Annotated in this window: 22 protein-coding genes and 1 pseudogene; 13 read left to right on the plus strand and 10 right to left on the minus strand. The window is 46.0% G+C overall.

Annotated elements, in window-relative coordinates; translation table 11 throughout:
- Positions 1–103 precede the first annotated feature (103 nt).
- The 4 genes from EDF88_RS21945 to EDF88_RS21960 form a co-directional block, all read right to left on the minus strand.
- Positions 104–193, minus strand: a complete 90-nt coding sequence (locus EDF88_RS21945; RefSeq protein WP_115632073.1) for a type I toxin-antitoxin system toxin TisB — start codon at positions 191–193, stop codon at positions 104–106.
- Positions 194–854: 661 nt separating this feature from the next.
- Positions 855–1,607, minus strand: a complete 753-nt coding sequence (locus tag EDF88_RS21950) for a class I SAM-dependent methyltransferase (RefSeq protein ID WP_115632074.1) — start codon at positions 1,605–1,607, stop codon at positions 855–857.
- Between the two features lie 72 nt (positions 1,608–1,679).
- The gene (locus EDF88_RS21955; RefSeq protein ID WP_115632075.1) at positions 1,680–1,886 is read right to left on the minus strand and encodes a hypothetical protein; all 207 of its coding nucleotides are present in this window, start codon (positions 1,884–1,886) and stop codon (positions 1,680–1,682) included.
- A 26-nt stretch (positions 1,887–1,912) separates the two neighbouring features.
- The gene (locus tag EDF88_RS21960; protein ID WP_134187276.1) at positions 1,913–2,632 is read right to left on the minus strand and encodes a hypothetical protein; all 720 of its coding nucleotides are present in this window, start codon (positions 2,630–2,632) and stop codon (positions 1,913–1,915) included.
- 557 nt (positions 2,633–3,189) lie between these two features.
- On the opposite strand from EDF88_RS21960, the gene EDF88_RS21965 reads away from it, so the two are divergent.
- From EDF88_RS21965 to EDF88_RS22000, 8 genes are all read left to right on the plus strand, one after another.
- Complete coding sequence (locus tag EDF88_RS21965) at positions 3,190–5,577, plus strand: Ig-like domain-containing protein (RefSeq protein ID WP_134187278.1); 2,388 nt, start codon at positions 3,190–3,192, stop codon at positions 5,575–5,577.
- A 415-nt stretch (positions 5,578–5,992) separates the two neighbouring features.
- On the plus strand, positions 5,993–6,481 hold the full coding sequence (locus EDF88_RS21970) for a hypothetical protein (protein WP_115632077.1): 489 nt from the start codon (positions 5,993–5,995) through the stop codon (positions 6,479–6,481).
- A 29-nt stretch (positions 6,482–6,510) separates the two neighbouring features.
- Complete coding sequence (locus tag EDF88_RS21975; protein WP_115632078.1) at positions 6,511–6,807, plus strand: type II toxin-antitoxin system RelE/ParE family toxin; 297 nt, start codon at positions 6,511–6,513, stop codon at positions 6,805–6,807.
- Between the two features lie 10 nt (positions 6,808–6,817).
- Positions 6,818–8,008 carry a flavin reductase gene (locus EDF88_RS21980; RefSeq protein WP_134187280.1) on the plus strand — a complete coding sequence of 397 codons (1,191 nt, stop codon included), beginning with the start codon at positions 6,818–6,820 and terminating at the stop codon, positions 8,006–8,008.
- A 193-nt stretch (positions 8,009–8,201) separates the two neighbouring features.
- Positions 8,202–8,585, plus strand: a complete 384-nt coding sequence (locus EDF88_RS21985) for a hypothetical protein (protein ID WP_115632080.1) — start codon at positions 8,202–8,204, stop codon at positions 8,583–8,585.
- 71 nt (positions 8,586–8,656) lie between these two features.
- Positions 8,657–9,085 (plus strand): hypothetical protein, encoded by a 429-nt coding sequence (locus tag EDF88_RS21990; RefSeq protein WP_134187282.1) that lies wholly within the window; start codon positions 8,657–8,659, stop codon positions 9,083–9,085.
- 69 nt (positions 9,086–9,154) lie between these two features.
- Positions 9,155–9,400, plus strand: a complete 246-nt coding sequence (locus EDF88_RS21995; RefSeq protein ID WP_134187284.1) for a hypothetical protein — start codon at positions 9,155–9,157, stop codon at positions 9,398–9,400.
- Positions 9,401–9,464: 64 nt separating this feature from the next.
- Entirely contained in the window at positions 9,465–10,715 is a 1,251-nt protein-coding gene (locus EDF88_RS22000) for a DNA methyltransferase (RefSeq protein WP_134187286.1), read from the plus strand.
- A 3-nt stretch (positions 10,716–10,718) separates the two neighbouring features.
- On the opposite strand, the pseudogene EDF88_RS22005 reads toward EDF88_RS22000, so the two are convergent.
- Positions 10,719–10,953, minus strand: a pseudogene (locus EDF88_RS22005) (IS1-like element transposase); the annotation flags it as partial.
- A 128-nt stretch (positions 10,954–11,081) separates the two neighbouring features.
- Between EDF88_RS22005 and EDF88_RS22010 the strand changes: the two are divergent.
- The 4 genes from EDF88_RS22010 (at position 11,082) to EDF88_RS22025 (ending at position 14,355) form a co-directional block, all read left to right on the plus strand.
- Positions 11,082–11,441, plus strand: coding sequence for a hypothetical protein (locus EDF88_RS22010; protein ID WP_166672008.1), 360 nt, complete (start codon positions 11,082–11,084; stop codon positions 11,439–11,441).
- A gap of 399 nt (positions 11,442–11,840) precedes the next feature.
- The gene (locus EDF88_RS22015; protein ID WP_134187289.1) at positions 11,841–12,242 is read left to right on the plus strand and encodes a hypothetical protein; all 402 of its coding nucleotides are present in this window, start codon (positions 11,841–11,843) and stop codon (positions 12,240–12,242) included.
- A 664-nt stretch (positions 12,243–12,906) separates the two neighbouring features.
- Positions 12,907–13,248, plus strand: a complete 342-nt coding sequence (locus EDF88_RS22020; protein ID WP_134187291.1) for a DHCW motif cupin fold protein — start codon at positions 12,907–12,909, stop codon at positions 13,246–13,248.
- Positions 13,249–13,473: 225 nt separating this feature from the next.
- Positions 13,474–14,355 (plus strand): hypothetical protein, encoded by an 882-nt coding sequence (locus EDF88_RS22025; protein WP_134187293.1) that lies wholly within the window; start codon positions 13,474–13,476, stop codon positions 14,353–14,355.
- Positions 14,356–14,633: 278 nt separating this feature from the next.
- Here EDF88_RS22025 and EDF88_RS22030 read toward each other — a convergent pair whose 3' ends face one another.
- The 5 genes from EDF88_RS22030 to otnK form a co-directional block, all read right to left on the minus strand.
- On the minus strand, positions 14,634–15,128 hold the full coding sequence (locus EDF88_RS22030) for a DUF523 domain-containing protein (protein WP_134187295.1): 495 nt from the start codon (positions 15,126–15,128) through the stop codon (positions 14,634–14,636).
- A gap of 209 nt (positions 15,129–15,337) precedes the next feature.
- A complete protein-coding gene (locus EDF88_RS22035) occupies positions 15,338–16,084 on the minus strand; it encodes a DeoR/GlpR family DNA-binding transcription regulator (RefSeq protein ID WP_134187299.1) in 747 nt (248 codons plus the stop codon).
- Positions 16,085–16,095: 11 nt separating this feature from the next.
- Positions 16,096–17,397 carry an SLC13 family permease gene (locus tag EDF88_RS22040; RefSeq protein ID WP_134187301.1) on the minus strand — a complete coding sequence of 434 codons (1,302 nt, stop codon included), beginning with the start codon at positions 17,395–17,397 and terminating at the stop codon, positions 16,096–16,098.
- Between the two features lie 80 nt (positions 17,398–17,477).
- Positions 17,478–18,116, minus strand: a complete 639-nt coding sequence (locus tag EDF88_RS22045) for an aldolase (protein ID WP_134187303.1) — start codon at positions 18,114–18,116, stop codon at positions 17,478–17,480.
- Positions 18,113–19,369 (minus strand): 3-oxo-tetronate kinase, encoded by a 1,257-nt coding sequence (otnK, locus tag EDF88_RS22050; RefSeq protein ID WP_134187305.1) that lies wholly within the window; start codon positions 19,367–19,369, stop codon positions 18,113–18,115. The genes EDF88_RS22045 and otnK overlap by 4 nt, the downstream gene beginning before the upstream one ends.
- Before the next feature lie 328 nt (positions 19,370–19,697).
- Between otnK and EDF88_RS22055 the strand changes: the two genes are divergently transcribed.
- On the plus strand, positions 19,698–20,768 hold the full coding sequence (locus EDF88_RS22055; protein ID WP_134187307.1) for an isocitrate/isopropylmalate dehydrogenase family protein: 1,071 nt from the start codon (positions 19,698–19,700) through the stop codon (positions 20,766–20,768).
- The last annotated feature ends 51 nt before the right edge of the window (positions 20,769–20,819 follow it).

Consider the following 20,819-nt stretch of genomic DNA (forward strand, 5'->3'; position numbering starts at 1 on the left):
TTCCACACTCGGTAAATAAATTACTTCGACTTAATTTAGCTTTAGTGTGCTTTTTTAAAAGGGGAGGGGGAAAACCCCCTCCCACTTTAGCGACTCTCTGCTATTACTGGAAATACTTCATAATGGCATCAAGCAGTTGCAGCAAGACAACTATAAGCTGTGCAACCTTTATAAGAAGGTCAATTAAGCTCATACGCTCTCCTTAATAACAAGGAGATGCCGAATAAAATTACCTTTACGTTGCCTGTCTCTTATTCGGTGTTTCTGAAAGGTTTCCATCCCCTTGTGGATTAAGGCACTGCCAGCACCACCTGAACAGCCAGGACTTAAAACTATTAAATTAGTGAGGGAGGACTCTCAGGAACAAGTTTATTATATAACAGAGAGTTGAATATGTAATAGGGTTGGCAGTGATAATATTAAAAAATATATAACCTAAGAATTAGGCTTAATTTATGGGAATAGTTGCACAATATTATCAATGGTTATTGTTTTAAATTATATATTTCCGCTCCATTGCAGGAGGGAGAGAAAAGTTACTTTTGACCGCTCACAGCCGGTTCCTGAAACTTCGGGATAATACTAAAGTTTCCTTATCAATCGGCATCAGGGTACGCTGGTGTATATAAGGGCAATTTTTATCAAATGGGTTGATCAATCCGAATTTGGCCGTTATATTTGTTTTGAAAGGTTTCCATCCCACCAACTCAGTCAACCACCAACTGGCTGAAGCGGAAAAAAAAGACCCCGATGATTCGGGGTTTTTTTATGCACCTAAGTTACCAACATTGCCCCACCATCCCTTTTTCCGGTTGCCGGTTTTATGTTTTTGAGGGGAAACTTTCGTGGAACGGTTAGCCAGGCATTACGACTTCTACCAGCACGGTATTCACGTTCGTTCCACTCTGCCGAAATGTTCCTTCTTCCAGATCCAGAATACGCCCTCCAAGTGCGGCCACACGCGCACGAAAAGCTGTTGTCATATTATCCGAGCGGAATTTTGTGCCAGCAGACATTACCGCAGACAACCGTCCTTTTGGGGCAAGCAGATCAAGGGCATGGTTAACATGGCGTACATCCTGACGTTTGCAGAAAGGCGGGTTCATTAAAATGGCATCGTACTTTACTTCAGGAGCGTAGCTGAGGAAGTCAGAACGCAGGAGAGTCACGTTCTCAGGCATAGCCGCCAGATCAGAAAGTGGTTGCTCACGGATTTCCACTCCGGTTACTGTCGCTTCAGGCGCACATGCCAGGACAGCACGAATAATCCGTCCATCTCCATATTCTGGTTCAAGCACCCGATCAGCGTTAACCGGGGAAACGAATTTCATCATCCTTGCGATAAGAGCAGCCGGTGTAGGGAAGAAGTTAAACTCGTCATGGGGTACAACGACCGTCCCGGTAGCCATGATCTCGTCAATACGGTCAGCGGCATCAGTTGTGAAGATATGAGCTTTTTCCTTGCGTTTCCAGATGCCACCAGCCGCCTTCAGCACTTTATCAGTTCGCATATAAAGCGACCTTTCCAGTTGGCCGTTCAGGAAAAGTTGGTTGCCCTCTACACGAGCCGCTCCAAGAACGTAAAGAACATCGTTTGTAATCTGCATGGATATCTCCTGAATACACTATTTGTCCAGACTTAAGCGTCCGTTGGAAGTTACGTAAATTTCGCCAGTTATTCAGGCGGGTTGATGTGACACATCGGCCACAACATATGAGTCAAAGGGCATTCCGGCAGCTTCAATGAGCATCACCGGGTCGTTACGAAATTCAGCGACTTTCGCTTCCAGAGCGGCAAGTAATTCCATTCCGGTTAATCCAATCCCGGTCGGGTCTGCGGATTCAAGCGAAAAGGTAATATCAAAAGCATGATTGAAACGTGTCATATGTTTTCTCTTCGTTCGGCTGGCGTTTAGCGTTCACATGCGGTCAGCAATAAGGCTTCATGACCGTAACTGAAAAGATCTACTGGGGATTGGCGATATTGCATATGCGGCGAGTCTGGTGATAAGACGAGGCCACCGTGGGCGGCGTGGATATGCAGAAGCGTATCGCCACCGGTATCAATGTGCAGAGCCGGGACACCATTGTTGATCTCGATGAGAAGACCCAGAGCGGTTTCCCCGTCCCGGCTCAGTTCGATAGCTGGCTGGTTGCCTGATGTGAATGTGAACGTGTATCCCGGACATTCTTCTTGTGTGTGCAGCCAGTCATGCAGCTGTAAGATGAAGGGTTCAGCCACCAGCAGTGACTGAAACTGGCGGCGCATTGCGATACAGGCGTCATTATCAGGAATACTGGATACGGCTTCAGGCTCCAGCTCTTCAACGTCATCAATCCACCCTTCAGGATCAAACCATGCCCACACGTTCCGGGTAAGAGAAGGAAGCGAGTCATCAGGTGACACACTTAACAGAGGGGTGCTTGCTTCGTGCTTCAGATAGTTTTCAGTCGTTTCTGGTTCGCCTACGCCGTTAATTCTTCCTCCGCAATAATTTGCGACAACCATGGCGATATCATCCATGAATGCTTGGTGATTACGGGCGCAGTCTAATTCACCGATCAGCTCGGGTTTTACGAGCAGGCAAGTAACCATTTCTGCCAATTCTGCCGGGGTAATTTGCTTAGGCATTTTATTTGATTCCTGGTGTTGTTCAGATAATTAAACGTTACCACCATCATTAAAAATGCTAATAGGGTCTGGGGAAATATCTGGAATTAATTTTATCGGCAGGGAAGGTGCTGTTTCTAAGTGCGGCATGGAAGAATAAAACAAAAGTACGGCGCTTATGTTTATGCTGGAAAAAGATAAATGCGCCGTTTTGCTTAAACTGTTATATCTGGCGGCAATCAGAGGGTAATTTTGCGATTGTTTTTGGCCTAAGCTTCATTTCCTCCTCAAATCCATTTCTCATGAATGTGACCAGGCTGCTTGTTTGCAAATAACCTGGTCGTCGCCAACAAATCTATCTACTGCGTATCAGGCACATTTAATTAGTAATTATCTACTGTCGATGACAAACGGTTACGAACTCCGTGGTGATTGAAATGACGCATCCTGCCTGCGAACGTAAATACCCACACTGGATTCTAGCGAGCCGAAATTCGGTGTTTTTTTACACCCTTAACCGACAGTTTCACACACTCCCGCCTGGTATTATAGATACCTTCATCCGGGGGAGAAATAATATGAAACGCAGGGCTACGTTTTTTGCATCGTTACTGGCCTGTTCATTTGCTGCTCACGCAGAGATCGCAGATTTACGATTTACCGACACACAGAATCAACCCAAAATAGTTCCGCCTTCAGTCCGATGGATTAACCCGACGACAGGTTTCGACGTGGACGTTATTTCTGGTCTTGACCGCTATGTACAGTTGTCACTCCTTAACAGCAGTGGTGCGATCCTGTGGAGCCTTAAAAGCAGCAAAGTCACGGTCGATGACCGCATGACATCCAGTAGCGGAAATGACTACTACGGTAAGCGGTTATCTGTTCCGGCATTCGGAGAGGACAGCTACACCTTGCGGGAAGTGATCACTGATCTCCAGAACAAGGAAGTCTCCCGCCGCGATTACGGACTCTCCATCGACAGAACGCCCCCGAAAGGTGGAGCAATCAGCTATTCCCGTAACGGCTGGCAGTTTGGCAGTGAAGCCATCTTTACGAGCCTCCCTCCGGGTATGCAATACATCTCCGTTCAGGCCATTGTGTTTACCGGGCTAACCGACAGCGCCTCTGGACTGGATCGGGCTGAGTATTTCCTTGTCGATTCAGGTGGCACGGAACGTAAGAGGGCGGCTGAAATTAACCTCATCGAAAATTCGGTCACCGTCCAGATTAATACGGCCAGTGATCCGGCTCTGGCTCCCGTATCCCAGGCCGAGTACCGGATGGGCGTGTATCTTTACGACAAAGCAGGAAACCGAGGGGTGCTCAGCAGGCAAAGCACTATTGACCGCGTGAATCCGCCGTCCATTATTCAGGTGCTCAACACCACAAATAACACCTGGGAAACCTACGCTCCGGGAATGACGGTGTATACCAACCCTATTTCTGTCCGGGTGCTCCGCAACAAAAGTAACTTTACAGCCATCAATGGCACCTCTTTTGGGTGGGCGGACAGCAACTACCAGAGTTCAGACAGCACCTATAACATCTACAGTTTCAATTACATCTATCCAAACGCTGGCGACACGTACCATGAGTTCCAGACTAAAGCTGGCGGTGTTCGTCGTGTCCATCACAATGATTTATCGTTCACACCGGCTCCGACCATGGAGCAAGCCCCGAAAATCCTCAGCAAAGAAATTTATCGCAGTGATACCGGACAGTGGCTCACGGCTATAGAGAATTTCAGAACTGCGCAATTTACCCAGATCCGTGTGAATGCCGAACCCCGCACCTATGAGCAGCGCATATCGGCAAACTCAAACCGGGCATGGTATTGCCTGATCCCGGTGGGTGGCACCAGCTGCACAATGAATGTGAATTACGCCTACACCGTGGACAAAGGTCTGGAATTCATCCATATCATCTCCGGGAAAAATGGTAACGCTATTTACGATAATCTGGCCGGGGCTTTCACAGCAAACTGGGATACGAATCCACCGGTCGTCAACACCGCAAAAATTAATCGTAGTAGCAAGAACGTGACAATGACGGTCACTGATAATGACCGCGTCAACGGCTGGCAGATAGGGGCATGGGATACGCGGGAATTTGGCGTGACATTAAAGAACGCCGCAGGAAATATTATCCAGCAACCCGCCCAGAGCTGGACTGAAAGTGACTATAAAACTAAAAACGCCGTCATCTCTTACGCTGGCCTGCCGGACGGCAGATATACCGTGCAGTCAGTCTATGCAAAGGATCTGGTCGGCAATATCGGCACTCTCTCCCTAAACGAGGATTTGCTTATCGACTCCACGGCTCCTTCAATCACCTACCGTTACGAGAATGCCGATCCTGATGGAAAGCTGGTGAAAGGGCTGGAAAACCTCAGGATTAACATTACAGACCCCTCAGGAGATGCAACGCTTGAATCCCTTGTGTTAAGCGGTGGTCCAAACAGTGAACTGGTTACGCTGGCGTTTACCAGTCAGGGGAATGGGTCATATACGCCTGAATATCCAAGGATTTATCCTGTAGAAACCTCCGAGGATGGGTTTTACACGATTGAAGCGTCTGCGGTGGATGCTTCAGGTAATCGCTCATCCAAAAAACTTAACTTCCTCTATCAACCCGCGAACATGATTACCCTGGATCGTATGCGTACCCTGGCGACTGCGGTGGCGCTGAAAACATCCGACAATCAGCCGCTGGCATACATCCGTACCAGTATTCTTCGTCGTCAGGATGGATCTGTCATCACCGGAGAACTGAGCGGCACACTGACGGTTCGTAAGGATGCTAAATTCCCGCTGACGCTGGCTGGCGTGACGGTCGCTCCCGGCCAGACGCGTGTTATTGTTTTTGACATGGGGCAGGGAGAAGAGCGTATCTATCCGGTCACGCCTGGCATTCCAGGTGTAACTGGTTCGTCTCAGTTTGCATTGGAATTCCCACAACTCTAGGTCTGGCAGGTGCCGCGATACGGCACCCTTACCGGAGGCGGACTAACCCCAGACTGACGCATTGCTTACTCACCGAATGGGCGCCGACATCCGCGACCATCTGCAATTTAAAAAACACATCCATTCTGCCTGGGCAAACCAGCGACAACCGGCTCTTACGACAAAGCCTGCATTCGTAAAGAAAATATGAAAGGCTCAATAACTCCTGCTAATTTCACTGCAATCACTTTATGGGTCACGCTAAATTAAAGTTCAGCGCAATATTAAAATTTCAGGATATTAAAACTCTGGCCTCATGCTTAATTAATTTATTTGTAGGGTGCCATTAAAAATAAATGAAGAAATATTCCGTAACCCTATTAGCTTTTTTTAATGTCATGACATGATCCTCATATAAACAAACTTGAGGTGACATATGAGCAATCAAAAATGGTACGACTGTAATGGACAGGAAATTTCAGCATCTCGTATTGAAAATGTTGATTTTACCCTTGGCATTGCTGATTACGATCATCGTGTTACCTGCAAGGTTTGTTGTGGTAAAGGAGTACGTAATCATTTCTACCGCAGTAATTGCCATAACTGCCATGGAACTGGTTATAGCCTGATTACTAAGCGCACTGCATATCAGCTGTTTGCGTTGAAAAGAATTAAACCTGTTATTGGCCGTGACATTGAATTTAAGACCCGTATGGCCGCAGGGAACGCCCAGGCCGACAAATACAATATCTGGTACATGTCACATCAAAATGTGGTGGATGCCATTAACAGCAGTACTCGTGAGAATAACTTTCTGATGAGTCTTAAATCAATTCTGGAAAAAAAGTTCACGCTTAGTGAGAAACAAATTTTAGCAGCAGCAAAAATCCTTGGTGTTAACGCTGGCGGAAATTCGGTTCGTTAACCCAACAGAAGGCTGTAAAGGAGACTGTTATGATCCATTCATTCAAAGATGCCCGACTCGAAAATCTGTTCCGTCAGGGAAAACATCAGGCCGGATTACCAACGGAAATCACTGAATCCATTATCAGTCGTCTGGCTGTTATTCATTCGGCTACCACGGTAAAGGATTTAACCTCCAACAGCCTTCGCTACGAAAAGTTACCCATGACCAGAAATAAGTATTCCTCTGTGCGGGTAAATTCCAAATACCGCCTTTTCTTTACCTGGAACGATGGCGCACATGACGTGCATCTTTCAGCCCATAACTATAAATCACTGCTTAATTAACGAGGCTTAAATGAAACTGTTTCGATTATTTTCTAACGAGGTATCCGGCATCCCTGCCTTTTTTGTCCAGGCGAACGACAAAATTCAGGCAGAGCGAATTCGACAGCACCTGGCCCCATTTTTGCGTGATGATATCCAGCCTCTGGCGGTCGGTGAAAGTGTTGTGATCCCTACGCTGAGCCATGCCCTCGTTAGCCTGGCACCGTGGCGTGGAAATGATAACAGCGGTACGCAGTCATTCAGAATGGACGTAAACGGTCTGCAACTGGTGACGGCGGTCAGCGATAACCAGACACAGGATATCGCGGATTTTTGCCGAAACTTTAATGTCGGGCTTAACATTCCAGAATCTGCCAGCCAGCAGAGCGAGAGTGTGAGTCAGTTGGTGAAATTAAAACAAGTCGATGGCATTCATTTTTATTCTGTGTGGTTTACGCCAGTTGAGGGTGAAGATGAATATCAGTTGTTTATCGAGGCCAGGGTAACTGACATGCGAACGCTGGCTGCATCCTTGTTTAGCCGTGTTTTTCGTCGCCCATCTGATTACCGCGTGGACGAAAAGGCTCTTTGCCATATGTCACTGCCGGTGATCAATATCATGCGCAACAAAACCGATGCAGATGACTATGTTTATGAGCTGGTATTTATCTTTAAAAGCATTTCGTTAACGTCCCCCGTGGGCGCATATAATTTCCGCAACGTCCTGATGTTATGTGAGAACTTTGGTGTGCAACCGGCTTTCAACTTTGACACTAATTCCGTACCCTTTATTCGCCGCGAACTTATGATCTTGAAAGAAGTCTCGGTATATACCCGCTGTGGTTCACCTGATGATGTACGCTCCTTTGCTGACGAAAAAGAAAAAGAACTGATTGACCGACTGATGACACAGGTACAACTGGCCGCAGAACTGACACCTGCACGGCATGGACGACAATTTAACGGAATTCTGGTCGATGCGTCTCCCTCAGGCTCCACTACAGGTTTTATTTTCTATTCTGAACCTGACTTTCCGCAAGGCCAGTTTGTGAGCACGGGCGAAGTGGTGGCCTGGGGTTCAACCTTCAACGGCATTAGTTACATCGAAACTATTGATGGTTACCGTTTTATTATCACCTTTTACCACGAAAACTGGATGCACTGCTTACGGGAGTTTATCCGGGTTAATGAAAGTTACTTTTCACTGTATCGCTGGTCTTAATTGGGTTTGCAATCGGAAATAAAAGACTTGTCTGTGGCGTCAGAAAAGTAACTTTGCAGGAGTGACTGGCGATAAAATAATTAATCCCTTAATCGCCACTCTCCGTTTTTAAAAAAACAACAAATAATTCTCAGGAGCCTATTAGCTTTTTTAGGAGGCGGTTTATCATATTGTTAATTACAGAGAGGGCATTATGAATAAACTTAGTTTTCAAACCTCAGAGGTCAATGCAGTTAATATGATTAATGCGCTTGGCTATTCTCTTAAAGATGTCGAGTCCTACTGGCAAGGCGTTAATCAGGATAAAGTGCCTGTACGTTGGTTTTTCCGTGTAACACAGCCCGGTCGCTATTGTGAATTCCAGTTTACGCATGAGACCGCAGGTGATGAAAATGTGTTGAATATTTTCATACTGCAATTTGAAAATCCTGTTGATGATTATTTGTCACGGGGTCAGGTAAATGATGTGCCCGTTTGTTTGACCAAATTCACGTATCTTGAAGAGTTTAAGTTTGAAGGGGATATTTATCAGTCATTCCAGACCGGCATTGCTGAAATCAGTAACCAGGCTCAGTAAAGAATAACCACGCGCCAAACTTTCAATGGCGACCGTATTTATCCGGAGAGCTGCTCCGGTGAGAGGATTTCATGGAATACAAAAAACTTCAGGTTGCAGGGTGTGACTTATTTAATGTCCTCGCGCAAATGAACTACACCGAGTCTGATATTTGTGGTGTAAAGCTTCTGAGAACGGGAAAAAATAAGCGGACTGATATTGAAATTCTGGCCTCTCAGAAGACGCGTGAAGTGGTTATTGCATTATCCCTGATGAATGTACCGTCACTTAACGAAGACCGCTATGTGATTGTTGTTCAGCGCCAGGAAGGGCTGATCCGTAATAAAGCGGCCTCTAAAGATAATCGTACGCTGTTTCATGAAACACACATTCAGCGTGAATTCATCCCGGTATCGAAGGCCACCACTGCTGAGATGAAAATGGTCAACAAACGGTTAAAGGACATGGCGTCACAACGCATGCGTGTTGGTGGGGTGTTTGGTTACGACTTTGTGAGTTGATTTATTCCTGCCCTGGCCTGTGTCAGGGCTTCAATAAATTTACTCTGAAAACTAAGACGGGAGATATCTATGCATCATTTTATGGTTGTTCTGAAGATCCAGGCTGGGGAATACATCAAATCAACTCAGTCGTTGATTGCTGCGGATGATGAAGCATCGGCAGTGCGCATCGCCATTGAAGGTGAAGCTCATGGCGACCTGGACTGGGACGACAACGGCGCTTATGATCTCGGCGGAGAGTTTCATTACAGCATGAAGCGCGTAAAGCGTGTTCTTCCCGAGCATCTCGATATTTTACATGCCTATATTGACTGACTAACCATCGTCATTACCCCTGTTCGGGTAACTCCGGACAGGCGCCAGAATTTCAGGGAATTCCATGACCACATTAACGGCTGAATTAATCGCTCAGATTTACGAAGACGCAGAGGGTGAGCTGTCCAATGCGGAAATCTATGAGAAAGCCCAGAAACTCGCTGGCCTGTCTGCTGAGGATATGCAGCTTCAGCGAGAATTTGGCGATAAAAAAGTGAAAACCAGTGAGATTAAGCACAAAATCCGCTGGTTTCAGCAAACGCTCAAGCATGCGGGGATCATCGAAAAGGTGTCCGGGGTGCGCGGTGTCTGGCAACTTGCTCGCCTGACCGACAAAGGATTACGTGAGCCACGCGCTAATGTTTGTGTCGTCGGGTTTTCAACTGAACTGGGTGTAGGGATTTTTGGGGATGCGAGGCAAGTGTTTGGCAGCGTTCGGGATGAACCTATCACGCTGTGCTTCTCCTCACCGCCGTACCTGCTGCGGAATGCCCGTGCTTACGGAGCTGGCGCTGAAAGCGAAGCCGCTTACGTGGAATTTATCGTCAGGACGCTTGAGCCAATTGTCAAAAATCTGGTCAGGGGCGGAAGTATAGTGCTCAACCTGACTCAGGATGCCTTCGTGCCTGGCCGTCCGTCCCGCTCACTTTATCTTGAACGGCTGATACTCGCGCTGGCGGATGATCTTGGACTTGAACTGATGGACAGACTGGTTTGGGTCAACCGGGCTAAGGCACCAGGTCCCACACAATGGGCTTGTAAAAAACGGGTTCAGCTTGGTGTTTCATACGAACCCGTTATTTGGCTGACCTCCGATGCCATGCATGTCAGATCTGACAATCGCCGCGTCCTGGTCCCGCATACTGAAGCACATCAGAAACTGATTGATGCCGGTGGCGAACTGCGCACGACATCCTATGGTGATGGTGCTCATCGGCTCAAAGCCGGATCGTTTTCGGCACAGACCGAGGGAGCCATTGCAAAAAACACCCTGATCAGGGGGAATCTATGCCCTGATACCCTCTTTTGTCACAAAGTGGCTTCGGAGCTGGGGTTACCCCGCCATGGGGCGACATCACCGACCTGGCTTGCCTCATTTTTCATCGAGTTTCTGACAAAGCCTGGCGAGCTGGTCGTTGATCACTTCTCTGGCTATTTCAAAACGGCAATTGCGGCAGAGCGACTTGGCAGACGGTGGATTGGCACCGATAAAGTGCTGGAGTGGATAGCGGTCGCGAGTCACATGTTCCGGGGGCATCCTGGATTTGAACAGACCCCGCTCATCGACAGCCTTATTGACTCATATCAGAAATGATAAATTGATACTGATAGGTAGCGCTCGAGCGGTGTCACGTATGCCCGGATTGTTCATTGCAAGATCGACAAACTGTTTTTTCATTCCGGGCTGACAGGCACGATAGGCATAGTCGAGCTGGAAAGTACGGCGGTAAAACTGTCAGCGGTAGTGCTGATGCCCGGTTTTACCCTGACCATGTTTTTAAACGGATTCGGTCTGCTCACAAAAAAGGGCATTTTACGTCAACTTTAGCCATCAAATGCACTCTGATAAAGAGTGATTTTATAATACAATCAAAACCTTGAACACTTGAACCGTGGGGGCTGCTCAGAAACAGAGTTGGTATAATAAAAACTTAAACCCAAATTTTGTAAGGAGAGCATGATGTTTATCTTTGAAGAAAGAACATTTTTAACCGGAGAAGTATCCGATGAGGAGTTAAACGATGAGGATATTGAATACATAAAGGGTATGAGAGGGGATTACCCCGAGTTGTCACACTGGAGCAATGCAGGTGTATATTTTGCTTTTGGATCATATTCTCAGGACATTTATGCAGTAGGTTGGTTATATGGCGTAAAAAGCCGAGATAATGGATTTCTCGCGTACTGTTATGTTTGTCAGTTATGCCCGGACTTTGATTTCGGCGGCACAGGCTTGTACGATACTGACACCTGGGAACTAGGTGAACAGCAGCCCTGGAACAATGAGAAAATACTACGTCCTTCATGGGCATGTCGTTAATTTAAACCTGAAATGTTTACACTTCTGGTTTAGACCGAGAAAAGTTACTTTTACAATTCCTGAAGACATTCATTCAGGCGTCCCTGGAGAATGAGTTACCATTAATTAGCATGGTCGCGACAGGGGTTAGACGTGGTAAATCTCGTCACTTCGATTGCCACTTAATGAGGCAAACATTGAACACTGAACTCTCTGACGATGATATTAAATATCTTTCAATCCTGTTTGAACGTTTAGGTGCCGTACATAGTGAATTTGAATATTGCCAGACTATTTTCGCATCTTCACCTGACCGAGTAGAGCAATTAAAGCAGGATGCGGCCGCAGTTATCAACATGCAAGATCGTATTGAACTTTGGGTAACCGGTACGCCCCCAATAAAAAGATTCTAGTTCTCGTGTGCTGAAGCACATCTTTAAAAGCGAAAAATCAACGATGAGATTAAATATAATTGCTCCATTAGTGATGCTCCTGACTTCTATTGGTATCCATGCCGAGCCTATTAAGACGGTGAACATACGCACTTTTATGGAAGGTGATAGTTCATTAATTGTACAGGATGTGAAGTCGGATTGTAGATATAACGTCAGCGTTACAACTAAGTTTGTTGATGTTAAGACCTGGTTTGGCGTCACCATACCCAGACAACAAGCGTGGACTATGGTTGTAGATCAGAAAAGCTGTACCGGAATTTACCAGGATGTGAATATGCAAATTGTTCCCGAAAACAAAGCTCTCACACTCCCTGTTAAAGCGGGAACAGTTTTTTATATTTATCCGGAGTGGAATGCATTCGATTAAGTAAAATTTTAGCGTTTCATAAACTGATTTAGATGCCCCTCAAACCTTCCACCAGCTAAAAAACAAACAAACGGGAAGTAATCCTTTGCGTCAGAGCTGACCATTCCCGTTAGCCTTCAGTTTGGCAATGCAGGAAAAGTAACTTTTTGGGGAAACTGATTTTTCCAGGTGTCACGCAAAGTAAAATATCTGTCCTTATTAATCTGAATGCCTGAGTGAGTTAATAATTACAACTCAGCTTAGGCATAAAATAATTAGTATAAACTTCCATAGACCCTATTAGGTATTCCGGGATGCAGGTTAATATATTCGTACAAATCCGGTAAATATTTTAAAGGAATTCATCATGGCTGATAATTGGGTATTCGCATTCACTTGATCACCCATTCGCATTTTACTTGACTACCTGTTCGCAAATTACTTGGTCGTTTCCAACAAAAAACTGGGACAGAGCAATCCAAATTCACGGGCGTGAAGCAGACATTATCTGTAACCGCTGCCGTTTACTTGTGCAGATCCCTGAATAGATAAATAATCTGCACCACTTTCAACTTTCTTACCACATTTGACATTTAAGATTTTGATTTAAAAATTAGTTTTTCATATCGTTAAATCGCTCTAGTCTGAGCATGAGAGATCTTACTTAATAACGAAGGGCGACAAAATGAATCTTGAGGCATTTGCTTTTGGCACGACCAACTGGAGTGAAGTCGAAAGAACAGAGCACCCAGGGGAAACAGGTATGGCTTACTGGCGCACGCAACACTTTGGTCAGAAACCGAATCAAATCCGTGTGCGAATGGTTGAATATACCCCAGGCTATCTTGCAGACCATTGGTGCCAAAAAGGGCATGTTCTTTTCTGCATGGAGGGAGAACTAGAAACAATGCTCGAAGATGGTCGTAAATTCATTTTAACTGCGGGGATGAGTTATCAGGTTGGTGATAACGCGGAGCCACATCAGTCCAGAACTACGACAGGCGCAAAACTCTTTATTGTGGACTGATTCGTATGTTGGAGCCATTGTGTCAGCCCGCTTCACGCAGCAGATTGAAGAGACAACAGGTCGGCACTGAGCGAGGAGCGGACCTTATTGTACAAAGCATGTAGCCAGATTACAGTGAAGCCACTGATTGACAAGTGAGTCAAACCAGACAAGCAGCCAATGAAACAAAACTTCGCCAACTTAACCAAATCTGGATAACTGATCGGTTCATGAGGACAACAAATAATGTCATTCAATAATAAAAAACTGTTAATTACTCTCTTATCCCTCTGCACATTTCAGACTTATGCAGCACAATGCACTGCGGAAATCTTCGCTAAAAATAAACTGAACAACTTCATCTTTCTGAGCCAGCCGACAAGAACTGAAATTCCCAAATCTGTATCAATCACTATTGATAGTCCTGATGGGTATCTTCGCACATCGGTTCAAAGCAACTTCAGTCAATGCGGTGAGTTAATTAGCGGCCGTATGAAAGAGGTCAAAACCTCAACAGGCCAGAAAGCAGTTTTCACGGCAACCTCTGAAATTCAGTTGAATAAAACGGAGTTTGGCTGGCGCATCCAGGTGGACTCAAACGGGGTCATAGCCGATAAAAACAGTCAGAAAACCACGCAGGCATATCGGCAGACTCTTGAGGGAATTTACCTGCTTAACGATAAAGGAATTATCAGCCGTGCAGTTAATCGTTCGGTTATCGAGGCCACAAAACCGGAAGATAAAGATAAAACCGTAGTAGGCACAATCGACTACGACTTCAATTCATCAGGATTACTGGCAAGCGCGGCAAGCAAAGGAAGTATGGTGATAGATAATAATACGATTGTATATAGTTATGATGGCGATCATCGTCTGATCAAAACCCAATCACCCTCAACCATAGAAGAGTATAGCTATGATAACGAGGGCCGTGAGTTGACCCTGAGCAAGACCCAGACGTATTTCACCATCGAAAAAAATCTGACCACCTGCGAGGAGTGGAACTCACATGGAGAATGCACACACGCCAATATGGATATCACAATCACCCCAACTGTTCGGACAGGTAAACAGTATGTGGACAAACATAACGCCGTAATGACGGCGAAATATGAATACTGGAACTGACCATTTCACCTGGTACATAAGAAGTCAAAATGGAATTGGATCCGCATCTGGATCCTTTATTTCATCCAGATTCTGAGCTGAACCGCCCCGGTATAGCTTGGTCGAGAGCCGACCTGAGCCAGTACGGCTGTAAGTATCCCTGCAAAACTAACCATCAATGTTTAGAGGGCCTCTGGCACTCCAACTTCCGCTCCTGGCACAAATAGGCCTGAGAACATGTGACGTCAGTAATAAACAAAAAACTGATTTCTTTTTATATCTCAATAAAAAAAATATGTTCAGCGTTCTTTTTCATCAATCCAGGCAATGAGATCGGCAAGCCTCTTCTCAGAAAACACGGCTATACCATGTTCAGTGAGTAGCGAAGCTGCGACTCCCATACCTGACTTACGCTGGCCGCTAAATGAACCGTCATAGATGAATTGGCTACCGCATGTTGGACTGCCGTCGGTTAACAGCGCAGCGGTACAACCCGACTCCTGAGCTGTGCGTAGTGCCAACCAAGCGGCAAGCTGATAGGACTCAGTGACATCCTGTCCGGTAATTTCAAGTATTCTGATCTGTGCCAGCATTACGTCTTTACCATCAGTAGAGACAATCTCAGCCGGGGGACGTGGAATTGGCAACCCGGCGGCCAATTCAGGACAGTGGATCACAAGACGATGCTCTTTCTGCCAACGCTGCAACTGATCAGTCATTTGTGCTTTCTCGCTTCCATCATAGCGGGCTTTGAACCCCACCAGGCAAGCACTTACCAGTATTCTGTTTATCATCGTTATTGTTTATCAGAGCAAATGAACACTGGATTATAACATCTTCGCTTTTTACATAGACATGCCTGTGGCAGTGCCAACAGGCGACTAAACTGATCTTAGCAACGACTGTTCTTGGCACAAAGCGGACATGCGAGATGGGTAAGGTCCGCTATAAGCAAAAGAATGACCATTAGTCAAATTTGACCACTAAAGCTGGATGGCTATCGTTATTTTCTCGCTATGGGATGCAGTTTTAGCGGATCAATTCGTCTGCTCAAAATCGACTCTGAAGAAGACAGGTCTGTAATGACCATGTCCATATCGGTGAGGGAAAACATTTTGTAAAGGGCGTTGCGGCCATAACTTTGATTGTCTCCCAGCATGATGCATTTGCGTGATGCGCTAATAATTGCATCGTAATAAGACGTTCTAAATTCATCATTATGAAACACGCCTTTATCACCCCATGATTCCGGCGCAATGAATGCTTTTTCAAAATTGAGGCTTTTTAAGGTTTCAAGTGCGACGCGTTGATGGAAGGTATTGTCATGACGGCTTAGTTTTCCACCAATAAAGAACAGTGCGGCGCCACTGTGAGCCATCACATGCTTTGCGATAGCAAAATCATTGGTGACAATTGTCATTTCATCGCTGTAGGGGAAAAAGGTGGCCAGCTCTAAGGTCAGTTTCCCGCCATCGATATAAACCACCTTACTGTCGCCAAGGTAGCTGAGCGCTGCACGAACCAGAGCGTTAGAACCAACGGCTTCGGGCAGTTTACGCACAGGCACTTCATCACGTGACTTAACCCCACCGCGCGTGGTCATGATGATGCCACGCGCGCTGAGTTGCTCAATATCCCGCCGAATGGTCATCACCGTGACATTCAGCATATCCGACAGCTCACGGAGACTAACAAAATGTTTGGTGGATACCATTTCGAGTATCCGTTGATGACGTTCAGCAGGAATCATAGCGCTCCCCATCAGACAGGAATAATGCCAAGAACAACTGCAGCGAACAGCGCACAGACACTCATGATCCAAATTTTCACCATGGAATGACGAATATGTTCGCCGACCTGAAGATTAAGCAGACCTAACCCAAGGTGCGTCGCCGGTATTACGGGGCTTAACAGCAGACCAATTTGTTCAGTTATCAACATGGCGATAGTGACGTGCAGTGGGGAGACGTCAAAACTTTGTCCAAGGCCCACAGCAAGAGGAAGTAGAGCAAAATAAAATGCATCTGAACCAATCAGAATAACAATCGGTACGCTAAACGCCGCCAGAATAATATAGAGATAAGGCCCTAAACTGGAAGGTAGCACCGTAGCAAGTTCATTTACCAGAACCTTAATAATCCCCGTATTTTGTAAGATGCCAACGAACACACCAATGGTTAAGAAAATTACAATTACCGGGAAAATGGTCAGCGCATAATCTTTTATTTTTTGCTGTGCTTTTTTGGCATCAGGATAATTAATCATTACCGCCAGTGAGAAAGCGATCATGAACAGGAAGTTACCGGCAACTAAGCCTGAGACCAAAATAACAATGGTGGCGATGACCAGTACAAAGTTCGCACGTAATAACCACGGATTGTGATCTCCTTCGCTGGTCAGCATCTCCTGACGCATCACCAGAAAAGCTTCTTTAGTGATTCCAGAGCCGCTTCTATTTTCAACTCTGGCCATGTACCAGCACAGAACAACACCCAGCACGAACAACACAACCTGCAGCGGGATCAATTTGTAATAGACTTCAAGGATATCGAGATGGGTTACGGCAATCGCGCGATTAAGCGAGCCACCCCAGGGAGTTATTCCCGTAACGCCAACACCGACAGTGACCAGCATCAATAAAGTTTTACGGCTGATATTCATCTTTTCATAGATGGGCAGTAAGGCAGGTACGGTAACCAGCAACGTTGCGTAGGCATTGCCATCAAGGCTACAAACTGAGGCAATAACAAGAGTCGCCAGCAATACTGAGAAAGTAGATTGCGTTACGAAGCGCAGGATAAAACGTACAATAACGTCAAAGACCCCCGCCTCTTTCATCAGGGTAAAGAACATGGCGCTAAAGGCAACGAGCGTGGCGGTTCCTACCACTGACTTTAATCCGGATGCGACATACTCACCCAATTCTTTAAAACCAAATCCACAGACCAGAGCAGCAACGGTGGGTAAAACAATAAACAATACACTGGGTGGAAACTTATTCTTCAATAAGCACCATGTCAGTATAATGAACATGACGATCCCGGTGATAAGCATTAAAGACATAATTTGTCCTTTAAATTTTCAGGGTATTAGATGTAAGAAAACGCTGTGCAGGAAATCTGCACAGCTTTAAAAATAATTATTTATTTCATATTAAAAAGCGTATTCAACTCATCAATATTTTCGGCGGTTAATGTTTTCATACCATAGGGCTTAAGAACGAAGTACAGTTTTGCTGTTTCTTCTAACTCTTCTGCATTGAATACCGCTTCGCGGATGTTTTTCCCTGAAATAATTGGGCCATGATTAGCTAGCAGAATCGAATTATGCTCCTTAGCTAATTTTTCCACATGGACTGCAATATCCGGTGAGCCTGGACGGATGTAGGGAACGACAGGTAACTTGCCTACTCGCATCACGTAATAAGGTGTGATGGCGGGCAATGCATTGTCGTAATCCAGGTCAGGCAGGCAGGATAACGCTGTTAACCAGGGAGAATGCAGATGCACAATACCGCCGCACGCAGGACGCTGGCGATACATGGCCAGATGCATCAGTACCTCTTTTGAAGCCTTTTGACCAGAAACTAACTCACCGGTCATGGTCACTTTGCTTAGTTCATCAGCATCCAGATCGCCAAAGCTTGAATTAGTGGGTGTGGCGAGAATATGGCCATCGGGTAATTTAAGGCTAATATTTCCGGCACCACCGCTACTGTAACCGCGTTCAAACAGGGAGCGTGCGTAGCGAACTAAATCCTGACGTAATTGCACTTCGCTCATTTCACACTCTCCTGCGCTTTTAAGAAGAAATCACTGTTGCCAAAATTGCCTGACTTAAGAATTACCCACTTTTCTTCGTCCAGAACCTGCGTCCACGGCACACCTGGTGCAACAGCATCACCAATTACCATGCCTTTAATATCAAGACCCTGTGACACCGCACCCGACGTTTCACCACCGGCTACGATGAATTTGTTGAAACCTTTCTTACTAAGAGTGCTGGCTAGCGCAGAGAAGAAACCTTCAATCTTTTCACTAACAAATTCCGCACCATAGTTCTTTTGAATGATCTCAATTATCTGCGGCGGTTGGGTGGCATAAACCATTGGAGCCAATGAATCATTGGTATGGGTTAACACCCAGCCAGTCACCGTCTGCAGATAGGTGGGTTCATTGAGAATTTTTTCCACATCCAGCGCCAGAGATGAAGCGCGCTGTTGATAAAAGTTAACTTGCTGGTTAGTCATTGAAGAGCAACTGCCCGACAGAACAACGCTCGCGCCTTCTCTACTGATTGAGAAAGAATGGTTTTCTGCGCGCTTATTCATCGTATCCAGTGCGGCAATCGCATAACCAATGCCTGCAGCTCCGGTGATCAATTTAAAATCTGCTGTCTCACTCGCCACGGTTAACAGGTCGTTGTTATCGAGCACATCGCAGATAACATATTTAAATTTTTCTTCCGCTAGTTTTGCCAACGTATCAGGAATGTCTTCAACATGATTTTTGATCGTGTCGAGACTGATGATTTCGCAACGCCCCGTAGATTGCGCTTCCATCAATTTTTTCAGTGACGACTCTTTCATCGGCGTTACTGGATGATGTTCCATTCCGCTTTGATTGAGTAACTGCCCTTTGACGAATAAATGCCCCTGTAAAATCGTGCGGCCGTTGTCAGGCACTGCAGGGCAAATCAGCGTCATGGATGCACCAAGATTCTCCATCAGCGCATCAGTAACCGGACCGATGTTGCCTTCACTGGTTGAATCAAAAGTTGAGCAGTATTTGAAAAGCTGTCGCTTGCAGTCCTGAGCTTTTAGCCAATTGGATGCAGATAATGACTGCTCTACCGCTGTTTTCGTCGGAATTGAACGACTTTTCAATGCGATAACAACCGCGTCGATTCCTTCCTGATCAAATGCCTCAGCTGGAACGCCATTGAACAGCACCACTTTCCAGCCAGCATTCACCATAAAGCTGGCAATGTCGGTGGCACCCGTAAAGTCATCCGCGATGACGCCCAACTTAATCATATGTGTTCCTCAGAAGCGGTAACAAATTGAGCACATATTGCTTTTATGTAAATACAAGTGCAATTAGGCTTGGTGTTAATTTGTGCTTAAGATCACAAAATAAAGCGTTTTGCATAACATTCCACAAATCACTAAGGGGGTATTAAACCTTGTCATATCGGGTATTAATCCTAAAGCCATAAAGCTTTTCATATAACTCACTGATTCAGCGCATAAATGTTCTAATGTGTTTTTTTTGTATCAGAAATGTGATCTCAATCACCTTGCCTTCAGTGCATTTATTGGTATAAAAATGCAATCGAAAACTTACCAACCATCTGGAGTATTTATGCGTATTTTGGTTCTGCCTTGTGACGGTATCGGCCCTGAGATCACTTCTGCTGCGGTAACTGTGCTGGAGTCGCTGGATAAAGCGTATGCCCTGAACTTTGAGTTCGACTACGAAGACGTGGGTTTTAAAAGCCTGGAGTTACACGGTACTACGCTGCGCCAGGAATCACTCGACCGTGCCAAAACTTATGATGGCATTATCCTGGGTACACAGTCGCACGCTGACTATCCAGCACCGGAAAAAGGCGGTCGTAACGTTTCTGCAGGTTTCCGTATCGGTCTGGATCTTTACGCTAACGTGCGTCCGGCGCGTACTCGTCCATTCCTGACTTCAAATATGAAGGAAGGCAAATCGATGGATCTGGTGATCATGCGTGAGGCGACTGAAGGTTTCTATCCTGACCGCAATATGACTCGCGGCTGGGGTGAAGTGATGCCAAGCCCGGATATGGCGCTGTCGACCCGTAAAATCACCCGTCATTGCTCTGAACGTATTGCACGCAAGGCATTTGAGCTGGCGATGCAGCGTCGTAAGAAAGTGACTGCTATTCATAAAGCGAACAGCTTCCACATGACTGACGGCCTGTTCCTTGAAGCCGTTCGTGATGTCGCGAAAGAGTTCCCTGAAGTTGAGCTGGATGATCTGTTGGTTGATGCATCAACTGCGCACCTGGTGCGTAATCCAGAGCGTTTCGACGTGCTGGTTGCTACCAACTTCTATGGCGACATCATCAGTGACTTGGCAAGTGAATTGTCCGGTAGCCTTGGTCTGGCAGGTTCAATCATGGCCAGCGATACCCATTGCTGCGCTCAGGCTCAACATGGTTCCGCACCGGACATTCAGAATCAGGACAAGGCTAACCCTGTCTCAATGATCCTGTCTGTTGCGATGATGCTGCAGTGGTACGCAGAGAAACACAATCAACCAAAATTCCTCAAAGCTGCTGAAGAGATCAACCGTGCAGTTGACGAAGTGTTGGAAAATCCAGAAACCCGCACGCCGGATCTGGGTGGCAAGTGTGGCACCAAAGCCTTTGCTGACAAAGTGGCTGCATCTATTCGCGCCTGATTTAACGTCATGAGGTTGCCGCAATTCAGCGGCAACCTGCTTTCATGGAGC

The sequence above is a fragment of the Buttiauxella sp. BIGb0552 genome, assembly GCF_004366275.1.
Lineage (GTDB): Bacteria > Pseudomonadota > Gammaproteobacteria > Enterobacterales > Enterobacteriaceae > Buttiauxella > Buttiauxella gaviniae.

What these genes read in the sequence shown, in the direction of transcription:
- EDF88_RS21945 (WP_115632073.1), bottom strand. Translation starts at nt 193, where the DNA reads ATGAGCTTAATTGACCTTCTTATAAAGGTTGCACAGCTTATAGTTGTC.
- EDF88_RS21950 (WP_115632074.1), bottom strand. Translation starts at nt 1,607, where the DNA reads ATGCAGATTACAAACGATGTTCTTTACGTTCTTGGAGCGGCTCGTGTA.
- EDF88_RS21955 (WP_115632075.1), bottom strand. Translation starts at nt 1,886, where the DNA reads ATGACACGTTTCAATCATGCTTTTGATATTACCTTTTCGCTTGAATCC.
- EDF88_RS21960 (WP_134187276.1), bottom strand. Translation starts at nt 2,632, where the DNA reads ATGCCTAAGCAAATTACCCCGGCAGAATTGGCAGAAATGGTTACTTGC.
- EDF88_RS21965 (WP_134187278.1), top strand. Translation starts at nt 3,190, where the DNA reads ATGAAACGCAGGGCTACGTTTTTTGCATCGTTACTGGCCTGTTCATTT.
- EDF88_RS21970 (WP_115632077.1), top strand. Translation starts at nt 5,993, where the DNA reads ATGAGCAATCAAAAATGGTACGACTGTAATGGACAGGAAATTTCAGCA.
- EDF88_RS21975 (WP_115632078.1), top strand. Translation starts at nt 6,511, where the DNA reads ATGATCCATTCATTCAAAGATGCCCGACTCGAAAATCTGTTCCGTCAG.
- EDF88_RS21980 (WP_134187280.1), top strand. Translation starts at nt 6,818, where the DNA reads ATGAAACTGTTTCGATTATTTTCTAACGAGGTATCCGGCATCCCTGCC.
- EDF88_RS21985 (WP_115632080.1), top strand. Translation starts at nt 8,202, where the DNA reads ATGAATAAACTTAGTTTTCAAACCTCAGAGGTCAATGCAGTTAATATG.
- EDF88_RS21990 (WP_134187282.1), top strand. Translation starts at nt 8,657, where the DNA reads ATGGAATACAAAAAACTTCAGGTTGCAGGGTGTGACTTATTTAATGTC.
- EDF88_RS21995 (WP_134187284.1), top strand. Translation starts at nt 9,155, where the DNA reads ATGCATCATTTTATGGTTGTTCTGAAGATCCAGGCTGGGGAATACATC.
- EDF88_RS22000 (WP_134187286.1), top strand. Translation starts at nt 9,465, where the DNA reads ATGACCACATTAACGGCTGAATTAATCGCTCAGATTTACGAAGACGCA.
- EDF88_RS22010 (WP_166672008.1), top strand. Translation starts at nt 11,082, where the DNA reads ATGTTTATCTTTGAAGAAAGAACATTTTTAACCGGAGAAGTATCCGAT.
- EDF88_RS22020 (WP_134187291.1), top strand. Translation starts at nt 12,907, where the DNA reads ATGAATCTTGAGGCATTTGCTTTTGGCACGACCAACTGGAGTGAAGTC.
- EDF88_RS22025 (WP_134187293.1), top strand. Translation starts at nt 13,474, where the DNA reads ATGTCATTCAATAATAAAAAACTGTTAATTACTCTCTTATCCCTCTGC.
- EDF88_RS22030 (WP_134187295.1), bottom strand. Translation starts at nt 15,128, where the DNA reads ATGATAAACAGAATACTGGTAAGTGCTTGCCTGGTGGGGTTCAAAGCC.
- EDF88_RS22035 (WP_134187299.1), bottom strand. Translation starts at nt 16,084, where the DNA reads ATGATTCCTGCTGAACGTCATCAACGGATACTCGAAATGGTATCCACC.
- EDF88_RS22040 (WP_134187301.1), bottom strand. Translation starts at nt 17,397, where the DNA reads ATGTCTTTAATGCTTATCACCGGGATCGTCATGTTCATTATACTGACA.
- EDF88_RS22045 (WP_134187303.1), bottom strand. Translation starts at nt 18,116, where the DNA reads ATGAGCGAAGTGCAATTACGTCAGGATTTAGTTCGCTACGCACGCTCC.
- otnK (WP_134187305.1), bottom strand. Translation starts at nt 19,369, where the DNA reads ATGATTAAGTTGGGCGTCATCGCGGATGACTTTACGGGTGCCACCGAC.
- EDF88_RS22055 (WP_134187307.1), top strand. Translation starts at nt 19,698, where the DNA reads ATGCGTATTTTGGTTCTGCCTTGTGACGGTATCGGCCCTGAGATCACT.